This is a genomic window from Promicromonospora sp. Marseille-Q5078 (assembly GCF_050315395.1).
Classification (GTDB): domain Bacteria; phylum Actinomycetota; class Actinomycetes; order Actinomycetales; family Cellulomonadaceae; genus Isoptericola.
Map to the genome: position 1 here is coordinate 3212972 of NZ_JBNPQG010000001.1, position 15888 is coordinate 3228859.

Annotated in this window: 16 protein-coding genes; 6 read left to right on the forward strand and 10 right to left on the reverse strand. The window is 74.8% G+C overall.

Going from position 1 to position 15888, the window contains the following annotated elements:
• The 4 genes from mobA to ACQFYA_RS14965 are packed head-to-tail and all read left to right on the forward strand — an operon-like array spanning position 1 to position 2456.
• The gene (gene mobA / locus ACQFYA_RS14950) at positions 1 to 753 is read left to right on the forward strand and encodes a molybdenum cofactor guanylyltransferase (RefSeq protein WP_499125489.1); all 753 of its coding nucleotides are present in this window, start codon (positions 1 to 3) and stop codon (positions 751 to 753) included.
• Entirely contained in the window at positions 750 to 1064 is a 315-nt protein-coding gene (locus ACQFYA_RS14955; protein WP_499125491.1) for a DUF6457 domain-containing protein, read from the forward strand. The genes mobA and ACQFYA_RS14955 overlap by 4 nt, the downstream gene beginning before the upstream one ends.
• 4 nt (positions 1065 to 1068) lie before the next feature.
• Positions 1069 to 2175 carry a GTP 3',8-cyclase MoaA gene (gene moaA / locus ACQFYA_RS14960; RefSeq protein ID WP_499125492.1) on the forward strand — a complete coding sequence of 369 codons (1107 nt, stop codon included), beginning with the start codon at positions 1069 to 1071 and terminating at the stop codon, positions 2173 to 2175.
• Positions 2172 to 2456: a MoaD/ThiS family protein gene (locus ACQFYA_RS14965; protein ID WP_499125493.1), complete on the forward strand. Its 285-nt coding sequence runs from the start codon at positions 2172 to 2174 to the stop codon at positions 2454 to 2456. The genes moaA and ACQFYA_RS14965 overlap by 4 nt, the downstream gene beginning before the upstream one ends.
• A gap of 25 nt (positions 2457 to 2481) precedes the next feature.
• Here ACQFYA_RS14965 and ACQFYA_RS14970 read toward each other — a convergent pair whose 3' ends face one another.
• The 8 genes from ACQFYA_RS14970 to ACQFYA_RS15005 form a co-directional block, all read right to left on the reverse strand.
• A complete protein-coding gene (locus tag ACQFYA_RS14970; RefSeq protein ID WP_499125494.1) occupies positions 2482 to 4104 on the reverse strand; it encodes an alpha-L-arabinofuranosidase family protein in 1623 nt (540 codons plus the stop codon).
• Positions 4105 to 4184: 80 nt separating this feature from the next.
• The gene (locus ACQFYA_RS14975) at positions 4185 to 5060 is read right to left on the reverse strand and encodes a carbohydrate ABC transporter permease (protein WP_499125496.1); all 876 of its coding nucleotides are present in this window, start codon (positions 5058 to 5060) and stop codon (positions 4185 to 4187) included.
• Between the two features lie 23 nt (positions 5061 to 5083).
• Positions 5084 to 6049 carry a carbohydrate ABC transporter permease gene (locus ACQFYA_RS14980; RefSeq protein ID WP_499125498.1) on the reverse strand — a complete coding sequence of 322 codons (966 nt, stop codon included), beginning with the start codon at positions 6047 to 6049 and terminating at the stop codon, positions 5084 to 5086.
• A gap of 43 nt (positions 6050 to 6092) precedes the next feature.
• Positions 6093 to 7415, reverse strand: coding sequence for an extracellular solute-binding protein (locus ACQFYA_RS14985; protein WP_499125499.1), 1323 nt, complete (start codon positions 7413 to 7415; stop codon positions 6093 to 6095).
• Positions 7412 to 8542, reverse strand: a complete 1131-nt coding sequence (locus ACQFYA_RS14990) for an ROK family transcriptional regulator (protein ID WP_499125501.1) — start codon at positions 8540 to 8542, stop codon at positions 7412 to 7414. The genes ACQFYA_RS14985 and ACQFYA_RS14990 overlap by 4 nt, the downstream gene beginning before the upstream one ends.
• A gap of 84 nt (positions 8543 to 8626) precedes the next feature.
• A complete protein-coding gene (locus tag ACQFYA_RS14995; protein ID WP_499125502.1) occupies positions 8627 to 9646 on the reverse strand; it encodes an electron transfer flavoprotein subunit alpha/FixB family protein in 1020 nt (339 codons plus the stop codon).
• Between the two features lie 12 nt (positions 9647 to 9658).
• Positions 9659 to 10465 carry an electron transfer flavoprotein subunit beta/FixA family protein gene (locus ACQFYA_RS15000; RefSeq protein WP_499125504.1) on the reverse strand — a complete coding sequence of 269 codons (807 nt, stop codon included), beginning with the start codon at positions 10463 to 10465 and terminating at the stop codon, positions 9659 to 9661.
• Between the two features lie 122 nt (positions 10466 to 10587).
• Positions 10588 to 11034, reverse strand: a complete 447-nt coding sequence (locus tag ACQFYA_RS15005) for a hypothetical protein (RefSeq protein WP_499125506.1) — start codon at positions 11032 to 11034, stop codon at positions 10588 to 10590.
• 136 nt (positions 11035 to 11170) lie between these two features.
• On the opposite strand from ACQFYA_RS15005, the gene glgX reads away from it, so the two are divergent.
• Entirely contained in the window at positions 11171 to 13465 is a 2295-nt protein-coding gene (gene glgX, locus ACQFYA_RS15010; RefSeq protein WP_499125508.1) for a glycogen debranching protein GlgX, read from the forward strand.
• Positions 13466 to 13471: 6 nt separating this feature from the next.
• Here the strand turns inward: glgX and ACQFYA_RS15015 are convergent, their stop codons facing one another.
• Positions 13472 to 13786 carry a type II toxin-antitoxin system PemK/MazF family toxin gene (locus ACQFYA_RS15015; protein ID WP_499125510.1) on the reverse strand — a complete coding sequence of 105 codons (315 nt, stop codon included), beginning with the start codon at positions 13784 to 13786 and terminating at the stop codon, positions 13472 to 13474.
• Positions 13786 to 14025 carry a ribbon-helix-helix domain-containing protein gene (locus ACQFYA_RS15020; RefSeq protein ID WP_499125512.1) on the reverse strand — a complete coding sequence of 80 codons (240 nt, stop codon included), beginning with the start codon at positions 14023 to 14025 and terminating at the stop codon, positions 13786 to 13788. The genes ACQFYA_RS15015 and ACQFYA_RS15020 overlap by 1 nt, the downstream gene beginning before the upstream one ends.
• 86 nt (positions 14026 to 14111) lie before the next feature.
• On the opposite strand from ACQFYA_RS15020, the gene ACQFYA_RS15025 reads away from it, so the two are divergent.
• Positions 14112 to 15878 carry an FAD-binding dehydrogenase gene (locus tag ACQFYA_RS15025; RefSeq protein ID WP_499125513.1) on the forward strand — a complete coding sequence of 589 codons (1767 nt, stop codon included), beginning with the start codon at positions 14112 to 14114 and terminating at the stop codon, positions 15876 to 15878.
• Positions 15879 to 15888: the final 10 nt, after the last annotated feature.

Below are 15888 nucleotides of genomic sequence, written 5' to 3' on the forward strand. Positions count from 1 at the left end.
ATGACGCCCCCGACCGACGCGCGCGCCCGGCACGACGCCGTGGTGCTCGCCGGCGGCCGCGCCACCCGGCTCGGGGGCGTGCCGAAGCCGACGGTCGTGCTCGACGGGGCCACCCTGCTCGACCGCGCCCTGGCCGCGACCTGCGACGCCGCCCGCACCGTCCTCGTCGGGCCCGACCTGCCCCCCGACGCGCCGCGGGACGTCCTGGTCGCGCGCGAGGACCCGCCGTTCGGCGGCCCCGTCGCGGGGCTCGACGCCGGACTGCGCGCCCTCGACGGCGCGCGCGAGGACGCGCCGCCGCCCTGGGTGCTCGTGCTCGCCGTCGACGTGCCGCGCGCCGCGGACGCCGTGCCGCTGCTGATCGCCGCCGTCCCCGCCGGCACCTGGCACGACGGAGGCGCCGACGGCGCGTATCTCGTCCGCGACGGCCGCCCGCAGTGGCTGGTCGGGCTGTACCGCCGCGCCGCGCTGCGCCGCGCGCTCGACGAGCTCGCCGGTCCCCAGGGCGCGCAGGCCGCGCCGGGCCTGGCCGGCGTGCCGGTGCGGCGGCTGGTCGCCGGCCTGTCGTGCCTCGAGGTGCCGGACCTCGACGCCGTCAGCGCGGACGTCGACACCTGGGAGGACGCGCGACGCCTTACGGTAGGACTTCACGACGTCGTGACCGCCCGCGCCGCGGCGTCGCCACCTGACCGCGCGACGCCCGCCGGGGCGCCGCCCCGACCGCAGACCCACCGCCGGGGAGGAACCCGATGACCGACCAGACGCCCCGCGCCACCGAGCCGGGCTCCAGCGTGCTCGACCGGTGGGTGGACGCGCTCGAGGCGGAGCTCGGGCTGCCGCCGCGCAGCGTGGACGTCGGCGCGGTCCTCGACCTCGCGCGGGACGCCGCGCACCAGGTCGCCCGGCCCGCCGCGCCGGTCACCGCGTACGCCGTGGGGTACGCGGCGGGGCTCGCCGCCGCGCGCGGCGAGGGCTCCGACGCGCTCGGGCGGGCGACGTCCGCCGCGCTGTCCTGGCAGGACCCGGGCCCGGGCTCCGGGTCCACATCGGGCGAGGGGAGCTGATCGGATGACGACCGTCGCGCTCGGGATGCCGCGCCTGCCCGCCGCGGGGGTGCCGGACGTCCGGCTGCCTGCGGACCGGCCGGCCACCGGCGGGCTCGTGGACCGCTTCGGACGGGTGGCGAGCGACCTGCGGGTGTCGCTGACCGACCGCTGCAACCTGCGGTGCACATACTGCATGCCGGCCGAGGGGCTGCCGACCCTGCCGCGCGACCAGGTGATGACGCGCGAGGAGATCGTGCGGCTCGTCGGGATCGCGACGCGCGACCTCGGCGTCCGCCAGGTGCGGTTCACCGGCGGGGAGCCGCTGCTGCGCCGCGACCTGGTGGAGATCGTGCGCGAGTGCGCCGCACTCCCGCACCGGCCGGAGCTGAGCCTCACGACCAACGCCGTCGGCCTGGACTCCCGCGCCGCCGCGCTGCGGGAGGCCGGGCTGGACCGCGTGAACGTCTCGCTCGACACGCTGGACCCGGACACGTTCGCCACGCTCGCCCGGCGTCCCTTCCTCGAGCGCACCCTCGCGGGGATCGACGCCGCGGCGCGGGAGTTCGACCTCGTGAAGATCAACGCGGTGCTGGTGCGCGGCGTGAACCTCGACCACGCGTCCGAGCTGCTCGCCTGGTGCCTCGAGCGCGGCTTCGAGCTGCGGTTCATCGAGCAGATGCCGCTGGACGCCGACCACGCGTGGGACCGCGCGGCGATGGTCACCGCGGCGGAGGTGCGCGAGCAGCTCGGCGGCCGGTTCGCCCTCGAGCCCGACGAGGAGCCGCGCGACGGCGCCCCGGCGGAGCGGTTCGTCGTGCGGGACGCCGACGGCCGTCGCCTGGGCCGGGTGGGCATCATCGCGTCGGTGACGGAGCCGTTCTGCGACGACTGCCGCCGCACACGCCTCACCGCCGAGGGCGGCGTGCGCGACTGCCTGTTCGCGCACACCGAGACGGACCTGCTGGGGCCGCTGCGCGCGGGCGCGGACGACGCCGTGCTGGCCGACCTGTGGCGCACCGCCATGTGGGCCAAGCAGGCCGGGCACGGCATGAGCGACACCGGCTCCGGCACCGACCTCGACGCCGGGTTCGAGCAGCCGGAGCGCACCATGAGCGCCATCGGAGGATGAGAGTGACCGAGCTGTCCGACCCGACGACCACCGCGCACACCGTGACCCTGCGCTACTTCGCCGCCGCGCGCGCCGCCCTCGGCCGCTCCGCCGAGACGCTGGCCGTGCCGCCGGGCGCGACCGTCGGCGACGTCGTCGCCCGCCTCGCCGCCGCCACACCCGAGGCCGAGCCCGTGCTCGCGCGCTGCAGCGTGCTGCTCGACGGCCGCCGGGCCGCGCCGTCCGACGTCGTGCCGGACGGCGCGGGCCTGGACCTGCTGCCGCCCTTCGCGGGCGGCTGATCCCCCACCGGCGACAGCCGACGGGTCAGAGCACCCACTCCAGCAGCGTGATCGAGTGGGCCGGGAACGTGAACGTCCCGTCCGCCACCTCGACGTCCCTAGGGGCGCCGAGGGTCACGCGCTCGGGGTCGTCGAGGGAGTTGACGGCGAACAGGTCGTCGACGTCCGCGCCGAGCTGGCGGCACCGGGCCGTGGCCGACAGCTCCCGGCCGGCGTCGACGCGCGCGGTGACCTCGTCCGACGGCGAGCGGTTGATCACGGTCACGCAGATCCGGCCACCGGCCTCGTCGGTCGAGGCGGACACGTCGAGGTGCCCGATCACCGTGGGCGTGGTGCGGAACGAGCCGTCGGGCCGGCGCTCGTCGCCCTCGCGCAGCGCGTGGGTGGCGCCGGGCCCGTCCACCCGCGCGGGCAGGTGCACGCTCCCGGTGTGGTTCTGGTACAGGTCCCAGACGTGGAACGTGCTGGTGCGCACCACGCCGTCCGGGCGCACGGCGAGGAGCCCGTTGGCGTTGACGAGGTTGACCGTGTTCGCCATCGTCACCGGCACGTCCAGCGTGCTGGCGCGGTGCATGGCGTGGAAGACGCCGGCGTAGAACAACGCGTCGGCGAGGGTCCGCGAGCTGTACCGGTTGACGCGGTCCAGGCGCCCGTCCGGCACGTCGCCCGCGTCCGGCAGGTCGCGTGCGGCGACGCCGCCGTCGGCCCCGGGCTGCGGCTCCGGCCAGTCCCCCGGCTCGACGTGGCGGATGTTCCACTCGTCCATCGCGATCGCCAGCGGGCGGGTGCGTCCGTGGGCGGCCTGCACGGCGGCGATCGTCTCGGCCTGGTCGTGGATCGCCCGCTCGACGAACGCGGCCTGCGCCACCACGGCTTCGAACTCGGCGACGCTCGGGTCCACCAGGTGCCGGCTGGCGCCGTACAGGTGCAGCGAGACCCAGTCGACGACGTCGCCGAGCCCCGCCACGACCTGGCGGGTCCACTCGCGGCTCTCCTGCCCGACGGCGACGAACCGCAGCTCCGGGTCGACGGCCCGCATGAACCGGGCGTGCTCGGCGGCGTCGTGCACGTACTGCTCGACCGGGCGGTGCCCCATCTGCCACCGGCCGTACACCTCGTTGCCTAGGCCCCAGATCCGCACGTCGTGCGGGGCCGGGGACCCGTCGGCGGCGCGCCGCCGCGTCATCTCGGTGTCGCCCCCGTAGTTCGTGTACTCCACCCACCGCACGGCGTCGTCCACCGACCGCGCGCCGTGGGCGAGGTAGGGCTCGGCGCCGACGGCCTCGCACCAGGCGAGGAACTCCGAGGTGCCGAACCGGTTGGACTCCTCCGACCCCCAGGCGAGCTCCAGCCGACGGGGCCGGTCGTCGCGCGGGCCGGTGCCGTCCTGCCACCAGTACGGCGACGTGAAGTTGCCGCCGGGCCACCGCACCACGGGCAGCCCGAGCTCGCGGCACGCCTCGATGACGTCGGCGCGGCAGCCCTGCAGCGGGCCCGGCTCCGTCACCGAGTGCGCCGAGCCCTCGTCGAGGACGCCGCCCTCGATGTTCCCGAAGAACGCCGACTCCAGGAAGTGTCCGTAGATGCGGTGGTCGATCGCCTGGCGGGCGGTGGTGTCGATCGTGATGGTGGCCGTGGGGTGGCTCATCGGTTCCTCTCTGCTGACGCGGGTCGTTCGCTGGTCCGGGTCCGGGGCGAGCCCGGTCCTGGGTCGGGTGGGGCGTCGGATCAGGCCTTCACACCGCCCTGGGAGACGCCCTCGATGATGTAGCGCTGCGCGATCACGTACACCACGAGCACGGGCACGCTGGCGACGACGGCGCCCGCCATGAGGAGGTCGAAGCGCGAGGCGAACTCCCCCTGCAGCTGGGCGAGCCCGGCGGGCAGGGTGAGCATGTCGGTGCTGAACAGCACGAACACCGGCCACAGGAAGTCGTTCCAGCTGGACAGGAACGCCAGCACGGCGAGGGTGGCGACAGCGGGGCGCGCGAGCGGCAGCATGACGTTCCAGAAGATCCGCCACTGGTTGGCGCCGTCGATCCGGGCGGCCTCCTCGATGGCCGGGTTGACGGCGAGGAAGAACTGCCGCAGCAGGATCACGCCGAACGCGCCCGCGGCGGACGGGACGACGAGGGAGGCGTAGCTGTTCAGCCAGCCGAGCCCGTTGACGATGAGGAAGTGCGGGATCAGGAAGATCACGCCGGGCACGAACATGGTGGCCAGCACGAGACCCAGCACCGTGCGCCGGAACGGGAACTCCAGGCGGGCGAGGGCGTAGGCCGCGGTGGTCGAGATCGTCACCACCAGGGCGCTGTGCAGCACCGCGACGAGGAGGCTGTTGCCCAGCCAGCGCAGCACGGGCAGCCGGGGGTTGCCCAGGATCTCGCCGTACGCGGCGAGTGTCGGCTCCTGCGGCAGCAGCGAGAAGTCGAGCGAGCTCGCCTCCTCGACCGACTTGAAGGACGTCGACACCATCATGAGCAGCGGCACGACGAACACGACGGTCAGCGCCAGCACGGTGAGCGCGAGGACCACCCGGCGCGGTCGGGGGGCCCGCCGGCGGCGCGGAGCGGGGCTCGTCGCCGTCGGTGCGGGACGTGTCACGGGTGCAGGGATCGTCTCGGAGCTCATGAGTCCAGGTCACCGACCTTCCGGAAGGCGAGCAGCACCAGCGCGCTCGCGGCCATGAGGATGACGGCGAGGATCATGCTCATCGCCGACGCGGTCCCGATGTCGAAGGCCTCGATGCCGGTCTGCGCGATGTAGCCGATGGCCGTGCGGGTGTCCGTGCCCGGCTGCTCCTGCGTGATGAGGGCGGACTGCCCGTACATGTTGGCGCAGGCGATGATCGTGATCGTCACGACGAACTGGAGCACCCGCCCGATCCCCGGCAGCGTGACGGTGCGGAAGCGTCGCCACGCCCCGGCGCCGTCGATCGTGGCGGCCTCGTACAGCTCCTTCGGGATGTCCTGCAGGGCCGCCAGGTAGATCACAGCGTTGAAGCCGACCGTCCACCACACCGTGACCCCGACGAGCGCGAACCAGCCGGCCGGCAGCGTGGTGGTCCACGCGATGTCGTCGGGGAGCCCGACGGCGCCGAGCAGCTGGTTCACCGGCCCGAGCTGGCGGTCCAGGAGGTAGTGCCACAGCAGGCCCACGACCGCCACGCCGAACACGTAGGGCGCGAAGTAGACGGCCCGGAAGAACGTGCGCCCGGGGAACTTACGGTGGAGCAGCAGGGCGAGCGCCAGCGGGACCACGACCAGCAGGGGCGCGGCGGCGGCCGAGAAGATGCCGGTGGCCTGCATCCCCTTCCAGAACTCCACACTGGTGACCGAGGTGCCGGCGAAGAGCTCGGCGTAGTTGCTCGCCCCGACCCACGGCCGCCCGGGCAGCCCGAGGCTCCACCGGTGCAGGCTCGCCCACAGCGCGGCGCCGATCGGCACGATCACGAAGACGACGAACAGGGCGAGGAAGGGCAGCAGGAACGCCAGCGCCGTCCACGGGCTGTTGCGGCGCAGACGCTGCCGCGGGGCCGCCCGTGCGGCGGCTGCGATCCCCGTCGCCTCGGCATCTGTCGTCAGCTGGGTCATGTGCACGTGTCTCCCGTCCCGCTCGTCCCGGTCAGCCCTGTGGTCAGCTCTGGAGGAGCTCGAGGGTCTCGTCGAGCTCCTCCTGCGCGGTGGCCTGCGCGAACTCGAGCGCGTCCGCCGGGGCCACGCCCCCGAGCACGACCTCGCCGACGGCGCGCTGCCAGCTGTTCGCGGCGATCACCCGCGACTGCGGGATCTGCGGCAGGAAGACCGCGCTGTCGAAGTTCTCGGGGGTCGCGAGCGCCGCCTGGGGCGAGGCGCGGAACTCCTCGCCCTCGCGCACCGACGCGCGGGCCGGCGTGTTGCCGGACGCGATCCACGGCTCCGAGTTCCGGCTCACCCAGTCGACGAAGGTCTGGGCGGCGTGGGACACCTCGGCGTCCGCCTGCGACTGGCCCGTGAGGACGAGGTGGTGCGAGTTCGCGAACACCCCCGCCTCGGGGCCGATCTGCGGGAACGGCGCCACGGCCCAGTCGAGGTCAGGGGCCGTCAGCTGCAGGTCGGGGATCGTCGCCGGTAGGTCGACCAGTACGGCGGCCGAGCCGTTCTTGAGCGGCAGTCGCGGGTCGGTGGCACCGCCGGGGCTCACACCGGAGTCGATCTGCGCCACCATCCACTCGAGGGCCTGGGCGCCTCCCGCGGACGCCATCTGCGCCCGGGTGCCGGTCTCGTCGAAGAGCCGGCCCCCGAACTGCGGCAGCAGGGACGCGAACATCTGCCAGGACGGCGTGACCCAGAACGGGTGCTCGACGCCCGCCTGCTGCAGCGCTCGCATCGTCGTGTCGAACGCCCGCGCGTCCGCCGCGGGCCCCGGCACGCCGGCGTCCCGGAGCAGCGGGACGTTCCAGTACTGGCCCATCGTGAACACGTCGAGCGGGATGCCGTACCTCCGGCCCTCGTACACGCCGCTGCGCCAGACGGCCGGGACGAAGTCCTCCCCGGCGACCTCGAGGCCCTCGGCGAGCTCGTCCAGCGGCGCGAGCGTGCCGCGTGCCGCGAACGTGGCCAGCTGGTCCAGGTGCATGACCGCGAGGTCCGGTCCCTGACCGGCGCCGACCGCGGGCACCACCTTGGCGTACAGGCTGTCGGCGGGCAGCGAGGTCATCACGACCCGGATCCGGTCGTGCTGCGCGTTGAAGCGGTCGACGACCTTGCCCATCGCGGGCCCGTCGCCGCCCGTGAACGGCGTCCAGAGCTCCAGCCTGACGGCGGGCCCCCGGTACTCGCCGCGGACGAACCGCGCCTGCGCGGGCCTGCTCCCCGCGTCGACCGACGCGGAGCAGGCCCCGAGGCTCACGAGCCCGAGCGCGCCGAGGAAGCCGCGGCGCGAGAGCCGGCCGGGCGCCTGCCACGGCTGCCGCGTCATGCTCCGACCTCCGCGAGGCGGATCCGCGGGTCGCGCAGGACGACGCCGATGCCGCCGAGCGCGCCGGAGCGCTGGTCCAGGCCGGCCCGGTGCAGCCGGGGCGGGTCGCCGGCGAGCGCATGGCGGGCGAGCGCCGACCGCACGGGCCCGAAGAGGTGCTCGCCGAGCACGGTGAGCTCGCCCGCGAGGACGATGTCCGGCACGTCCAGCGCGGTGCAGGTGCCCGCCAGGACGAGACCGACCGCCGCCCCCGCGTCCCGAACGGCGCGCCGGGCCCGGTCGTCGTCGCGGTCGAGCGCGGCCCGGAGGGAGCCAAGGTCCGTCTGACCGGCCGCGGCGAGCAGGGCGTCGCGGCCGACGACCGTCTCCAGGCAGCCGCGCTTTCCGCACCGGCAGCCCTGCACGTCGTCGGTCACGCTCACGTGCCCGAACTCCGCGGCCAGCGACCGCGGGCCGCGGCGCAGCTCGCCGTCCAGCACGAGCGCCCCGCCGACGCCGGAGGACAGGCGCAGGTAGGCCACGTCACGCAGGCCGCGGGCCGCACCCCAGACGAGCTCCGCGAGGCCGGCGAGCCGGGCGTTGTTGTCCACGCGGACCGGCACGCCGAACTCTGCCGCGAGGCGCTCGGTGGTGGCCTCGACGACCTCGTCCCGGTGCCCGATCGACCCGGCGACCCCCACTCCGATGCCCACGACCGTCGGCCGGTTCCGCGCGCGGACCAGGCGGCGCGTCATCGCGACCGCCGTCGCCCGGCGCTCGTCCCAGGACGCCTCGGCACGGCACGGGGTGGTCCCCGAGCCGACGAGCTCGTGCGCCGCGTCCACCGCCGCGACGGTGACGTGCCGGTGCCCGAGGTCGATCCCGACCACCAGCCCCGCCGCGGGGTCGAGCGTCAGGATCTCCGGGCGCCGGCCCACCCCGCTCCAGGTGCGGTCGGGCACCGTCACCCGGATCGCGCCGGCGTCGGCCAGGTCGCGCGTCAGCGTCGACACGGTGGCGCGCGACAGGTCCAGCGCCGTCGCGACCTGCGCGCGGCTGCAGCCGCCGTGGCGCCGCAGGTGGTCGAGCACCCGCGTCTCGTGCAGGCGCCGCCGCGACGGCTGTCCTCGGTCTCCTCCTCGAGCCATCCCGCCATCCTGCGGACGGCGGATTACTCCGTAAACACCCGACAGAACTTCTGTCGAGATGACGGCCGATTCAGACAGAACCCGCTACGCGGTCGTGCCCTCCCGGTGCGCGCGGACGGCGGCCGCCGCCTGGGGCAGCACGTCGGTGAGGTCGCCCACGACGGCGAAGTCGCAGATCTCGAAGATCGGCGCCTCGGGGTCGGAGTTCACGGCCACGATCACCTGCGACGCCTGCATGCCGCCGCGGTGGTGCGGCGCGCCCGAGATGCCCGCTCCCACGTACAGCCGCGGCGCGATCGTGACGCCGGTCTGGCCGATGTAGCGGTCGAACCAGCCCTCGAAGACGGCGTCGCGGGACGCGCCGACCGCCGCGCCGACGGCGTCGGCGAACTCCTCGACCGGGCCGAAGTCGCCGCCGGTGCCGCGCCCGCCGGCGACGACCACGGCCGCCTCCTCCAGCGTCGGGCGGCCCGCAGCGCGCTCCTTCACCTCGCGCGACGTGACCACCACGCCCGACGTGCCGACCAGCTCGACGGGCAGCGCCTCCACGTCCGTGGCGACGGCCGCCTCGGCGGGCTCGGGCACGACGGCGTTCGCGCGGACGGTGAGCACGGCGACGTCGGTGGTGACCGCGCAGCGCGTGTCCCAGGCGCCGGCGAACACGCGCTTGCCGGCGACGATGCGGCCGGCCTCGTCCTCCCCGACGGCGGCCGCGTCGATCACCAGCCCGGCGCCGAGCGCGTGCGCGGCCAGGGCGGCGGCCTCCTTCGCGCCGAACGTGGCGGGGGCCAGGACGACGTCCGCGTCGGTGCGCCGCACGGCGGAGGCGAGGGTCGCGGCGACGACGGACGGCAGGTGCCGGGCGCCGTCGCCCCCGGCGGCGCGCAGCTCATCGGTCGGGACCTCGGCCTGGTGCACGGTCTCGACGCCGTACGCGCCGAGCTGGGCGAGCACCTCGACGGTCGGGGCCTCGAGGGTGACGGCCTCGACGCGGCCGAGGCCGCGGCCGATGGTCAGCAGCTCCAGCGCGCTGGAGCGGACCTCGGTGGCCGGGTCCAGCAGGACGAGGACGGTGCGGTTGCGGGTGGGCTCGTTCGTCGACACGTTCGCGTCCTCTCAGACCAGCTCGTTGCGGATGAGGTACTCGGCCAGCGCGGTGCCGCCCTCGCCCTTGTCGACCACCAGCTCGACCTCGGGGCGGGGCGGGCGCGCCGCGGCGCTGAGCGCCTCGGTGCGGGCGCCCGCGGTGCCGACGGCGGCGGCGTCGAGGCCGAGGTCGGCGGCCGACCACGCCTCGATCTGCTTCGTGCGGGCCGCCATGATCAGCTTGAAGTTCGGCATCCGCGGCGTGTTCGCCGTGTCCGCGACCGACAGGACGGCGGGCAGCGGCGCGGCGAGCGTCTCGCTCGCCTCGTCGGTCTCACGGGTGACCGTCAGCGTCCCGTCGGCGACGTCGACCTTCTTGGCCAGCGTCAGCGCGGGGCGGCCGAGCTCCGCCGCGACGAGCGCCGGGACCACGGAGCCGAGGCCGTCGAGGGCGGCCATGCCGGTGATGACCAGGTCGACGGGCGCGCCGTCGGCCTCGAGCCTCCGCACGCCGGCCGCGAGCGCCGCCGCGGTGCCGAAGTAGTCGGAGCCGGCGAGCGCGTCGTCCGTGACGCGCACGGCCCGGTCCACGCCCATCTGGAACGACTTGCGCAGGGCCACGTCGCCGTCCGCCGGCGCCACGGTGAGCGCGACGACCTCGCTGGCCGCGCGCTCGTCCTCGGGCAGGCCGTCGAGGATCCGCAGCGCGGCCTCCAGCGCGTTCTCGTCCAGCTCGTTGAGGGTGCCGACGCCCGGGTCGCGGTCGACGCGACAGTCCACGAACCGTCGTTCCGCGTTGATGTCCGGCACGTACTTCACGGCGACGACGATGCGCACGGGCGCGACCTCCAGCTCACGGTGGTGACGACCGGCCGCAGACCCCGCGGCCGACGGTGCCGAGCCTACCCGCGGCCAGGCCGCCGCCGACGCCTGGTCCGCGGGCCGTTCGGTCCGTCGCCTCACTCTCGGGTCGTGAGCCCCCGACGCACTTCGGTCATCCCCGGTGCCGAACGGAACTGCGGGGGGACAAGGAACTTGGGCCGGTTGAACTGCACGATGAACCACTCGAGCAGCGATCCACCGAACAACATCACCAGACCGCCGATCACCAGCACCCAGAAGAGGGGTTCGCTGTCACCGCGGCCCCACCCGTGGACGAAGAAGTCGAGGAATGCAGCGCTGCCGCTCACGGCCATGCCCCAGCAGGCGATGGCGACCCCCAGCGAACCTCGGACGAGTCCCCTCTGTCGCTCCGGATCACGGTGAATTGCCGCAGCCCCTGTCATGAACCGTCGCTCTGCACGTCGATCACCGCGCCACAGACGCCAGAGCATCCAGGTATAGACGAGCGCACCGGCGAGGATGACTCCAAACACCCCCAGGACGAGGACCGGACTGTCCCCCATGGGTGTCAGCCCTCCCATAGCCGCGCGATTCTTGACGTGATCAGCACCCACGGTAGGTCAGATCGACCGGGACACTAGCAGGACCGACCGCGCCGGCCGCGCGCGGCTGTCAGCCACGCCAGGCACGATGTCCCCCATGGAGTCGCGCCCGAAGGTCACGCCGCTGACGCGCCCGAGCGCGCGCCGCAGCCACGTCCCGCCGCTGGGGGTGCACCCGACGCCGGACGGCGGCGTCGACGTCGCCGTCGCGGCGTCGCACGCCGACGGGGTGGAGCTGTGCCTGATCGACGTCGTCGAGCCGCACCGGGACGCCCACGACCCGGCCCGCTACGCCGAGCGACGCGTGCCGCTCGACGGGCCGGTCTACGGCGTGTGGCACGCGCACGTCACGGACGTCGCGCCCGGCCAGCGGTACGGGTTCCGGGTGCACGGAGCGTGGGACCCGGAGGCGGGCCAGCGGCACAACCCGGCCAAGCTGCTCGTCGACCCCTACGCCCGCGGCCTGGCGGGCGACCTCTCCTACGGCCCGGAGACGCTCGGCGCGATGAGCGCGCCGCGCGACCCGGGCGCCGCCGACGATCCCGACGCCCCGGACGGACGGTGGTGGGTGGCCGAGCGCTACGGCGAGGCCGACGGCGAGGACTCGCTCGCCTTCGTGCCCCACTCCGTCGTCCTGCCCGCGTACGACGGCCCGCCGCCGCTGAGCCGCCCCCGGGTGCCGTGGGCGGACACGGTGGTCTACGAGGCGCACGTGAAGGGGCTGACGGCGAACCACCCGGACGTCCCGCCGGAGCTGCGCGGCACGTACGCGGGGGTGGCGCACCCGGCGACGGTCGCCCACCTGACGAGCCTCGGCGTCACGACCCTCGAGCTGCTGCCGATCCACGCGTTCGCCAGCGAGCCGCGCCTGGTCGCGCAGGGGCTGACCAACTACTGGGGCTACCAGACCCTCGGCTTCTTCGCCCCGCACGCCGCGTACGCGACGCGGGCGGCGCGCGAGGCCGGGCCGGCGGCCGTCCTCGACGAGGTGCGCGGCATGGTGCACCTGCTGCACGAGGCGGGCATCGAGGTGCTGCTCGACGTCGTCTACAACCACACGTGCGAGGGCGGCGACGACGCGCTCCACGTGAGCTGGCGGGGCCTCGACAACGCCGGCTACTACCTGCACGACGGCGCCTCCCCGGCCGCGCTGGCGGACGTCACCGGCACGGGCAACTCGCTCGACTTCCGCCGCCCGCGCGTGGTGCAGCTCGCCCTGGACTCGCTGCGCTACTGGGCGGAGGTGGTGGGCGTGGACGGGTTCCGCTTCGACCTCGCCGTCACGCTGGGCCGCACCCACCACGGCTTCTCCCCCGACCACCCCTTCCTCGTCGCCCTGCAGACCGACCCGGTGCTGAACGGGCTCAAGCTCGTCGCCGAGCCGTGGGACGTGGGCCCCGGCGGCTGGCAGACCGGCAACTTCCCGCCGCCGACGGCGGAGTGGAACGACCGGTTCCGCGACGCCGTGCGCGGCTTCTGGCTCGACGCGCCCCGCGAGGGCTCGCACGGCCGGCCGATGCACGGCCTACGGGAGCTCACCACGCGCCTGGCGGGGTCGGCCGACCTGTTCGGGCACTCGGACCCGCCGCTGGTGCGGGGGCCGGTCGCGTCGGTCAACTACGTCACCGCGCACGACGGGTTCACGCTCGCCGACCTCGTCGCGTTCGACCACAAGCACAACGAGGCGAACGGCGAGGACGGCCGCGACGGCTCGGACCACAACCTGTCCTGGAACCACGGCGTCGAGGGGCACGCGCCTGACGACGGCGGGGAGGGCGGCGACGTCGACACCGAGCCGTGGTCCGCCGTCGTCCCGCTGCGCCGCCGATCGCAGCGCAACCTGCTGGCCATGCTGCTGCTGTCGGCGGGCACCCCGATGCTCACCGCCGGCGACGAGCTCGGCCGCACGCAGCGCGGCAACAACAACGCGTACGCGCAGGACAACGAGATCTCGTGGGTGTCCTGGGACCTCGACGACGCCGCCCGCGACCTGCTGGACACCACGCGCTTCCTGCTGGGGCTGCGCGCCGAGCACGCGGCCCTGCGCGCCGACTCGTTCTTCCTCGGCACGCCGCGCCCCGGCGAGGACGAGACGGACCTGCTGTGGTTCGCGGCAGACGGCACGCCGATGGACCGCGACGCCTGGGCCGTGGCGGGGCGGCGCGCCCTGCAGATGCTGCGCCCCGGGCCGGCCGACGGCGACGCCCACGTGCTCCTCGTCCTGCACGGCGGCCTGGACGACCTCGCGGTCACGCTGGCACCGTCCCCGGGCGGCGAGGCGTGGGAGCGGGTGTGGAGCTCCACCTGGGACCGGCCCGAGCCGCCCGACGACGAGGAGCCCGGCGACGTGACGCTGGAGTCGCTGAGCGTGGAGGTCTTCCTCGCCCGGTAGGGCCGATCACACGAGCCCGAAGTCCTCGAGGTCGAACGCCGTCGAGATCGCGCGAGCCAGGTCTACCTCCTGGTCGTCGAGGAGGAACCCGACGTGCCGGCCGACCTGCGACGCCCCGACGGTGATGATGCTGTCGCAGTCGACCACGCTGTCGTGGTCGAGCCCGTTCGGCTGCCCGACCTCGACCTCGGTCGCGAGCCCGACGCTCGATGTCTTGATGGGCGCGACGGTGACCCATTGGCGTCTCGCTCGCACGGACTCACGCGTGAGGATCACGGCCGGGCGAGGCTTGTCCAGCCGCACGACGTGGATGGGACGCATCAATCGAGCTCCGGCATCGCCCGGTCGTTCACCCAGGTCAGCATCTCGTCCAGCTCATCGTCCCCCGGCTTCATCTCCGCGTAGATCTGCGCGTCGCGCTCGGCGAGCTGCCGGCGGACCTCCCGCCGCAGCGCGCGCTCGACGGCGGAGGCCCGGCTCCGCGTCTTCCCCTCGGCCACCTGCTGGTCCACCCACGCCACGAGCTCGTCGGGAAGGCGGACCGCGATCTGCGTCGTCATCCCAGAACGCTACCGCTGTGGGATGCAGGGCGTCGACCGATCTTCGCCCGTGTGCTCAGGCATCCTCCTCTGCCACACTGCGGATCATGAGCGCCGACGCTTCCCCCGCTGCCTCGCCCGTGACCGCCGACGTCGTCGTCATCGGAGCCGGACTGTCCGGGCTGGTCACCGCGACCGAGCTCACCGCGGCGGGCAAGCGGGTGGTGCTGCTGGAGCAGGAGCCGGAGGCGTCGTTCGGCGGGCAGGCGTGGTGGTCGTTCGGCGGGCTGTTCCTCGTCGGGTCGCCGGAGCAGCGCGCGATGGGCGTGCACGACTCGCCCGACCTGGCATGGTCGGACTGGCTGGGCTCCGCGCAGTTCGACCCGGGCGCCGAGCGCGGCGAGGGGCCCGACCGGCACGGGTACGCGTGGGCGCGGCGCTTCGTGGAGTTCGCCGCGGGCGACATGCGGTCCTGGCTGCACGGCAAGGGCGTGCGCTGGTTCCCGCTGGTGCAGTGGGCCGAGCGCGGCGGGTACACGGTGGGCCACGGCGACGGCCGCACGGGACACCCTGGACACACGGAGCACGGCAACTCCGTGCCCCGCTTCCACGTCACCTGGGGCACGGGCCCCGGGATCCTCACGCCGTTCGTGGGCGCGGCGCGGGACGCGCGCGCCGCCGGGCTGCTCGACGTGCGGTGCCGCCGCCGCGTCACCGGGCTCGTGACCACCGACGGGCGGGTCACCGGCGTCCGGGCCGAGGTGCTGGCCGACCAGCCCGTCGCGGGCCTGCCGTTCGGCGGGCGCGGCGCGCCGTCGAACCGCGACGTCGTGGGCGCCGAGGAGATCGTCGCGGGCGCCGTCGTCGTCGCCACGGGCGGCATCGGCGCGAACCACGACCTGGCCCGCGCGCACTGGGACGCCGAGGCGGGCACGCTGCCCGACCGCATGCTGTCCGGCGTCCCGGACTCGACCGACGGCCTCATGCTCGGCATCGCCGCCGACGCCGGGGCCGCCCTCGTGCACGAGGACCGGATGTGGCACTACCCCGAGGGCATCGCGAACCACTCCCCGGTCTGGACGAACCACGGCATCCGCATCCTCCCCGGGCCGTCGTCGCTGTGGCTCGACGCCGACGGCGGCCGCCTGCCCGCCCCGCTGTTCCCCGGCTTCGACGCGCTCGGGGCGCTGCAGCACGTCACCCGGCGCGGCGACGACCACTCCTGGTTCGTGCTCAACAAGGCGATCATGGAGTCCGAGTTCGCCCTGTCCGGGTCGGAGCAGAACCCGGACCTCACCGGCAAGGACGTCAAGCTCCTCGCGCAGCGCGTGCTGCCGCGCGCCGTCGGGCCGGTGGAACGGTTCGCGCGGGAGTCGCCCGAGTTCCTGTGGGCCGACACCCCCGCCGAGCTCGCGGCGAAGATGAACGCGCTCGTGGAGGCCACGCCGGGCTCGGCGGGGCACGTCGACCCGGACGCGCTCGCCGCGACGGTCGCCGCCCGCGACGCGCAGGTGGCCTCCGGGCTGGGCAAGGACCCGCAGGTGGTGGCCACGCGCGCCGCCCGCGACTACCGCGTCGACAAGCTCATCCGCGTCGCGAAGCCACGCCCGCTGACGACGCCGAAGGACGGCCCGCTGCTCGCCGTCCGGCTGTCCGTGCTGACCCGCAAGACGCTCGGCGGCCTCTGGTGCGACCCGTCCGGCCGCGTGCTGCGGGCCGACGGGTCCGTGCTGGAGGGACTGTGGGCGGTCGGCGAGGCGGCCGGCTTCGGCGGCGGCGGCGTGCACGGCCACCGCGCCCTGGAGGGCACCTTCCTCGGCGGCTGCCTGCACACCGGCCGCACCACCGGCCGCGCCCTCGCCGCCGACGCCTGACCGCCGAAGT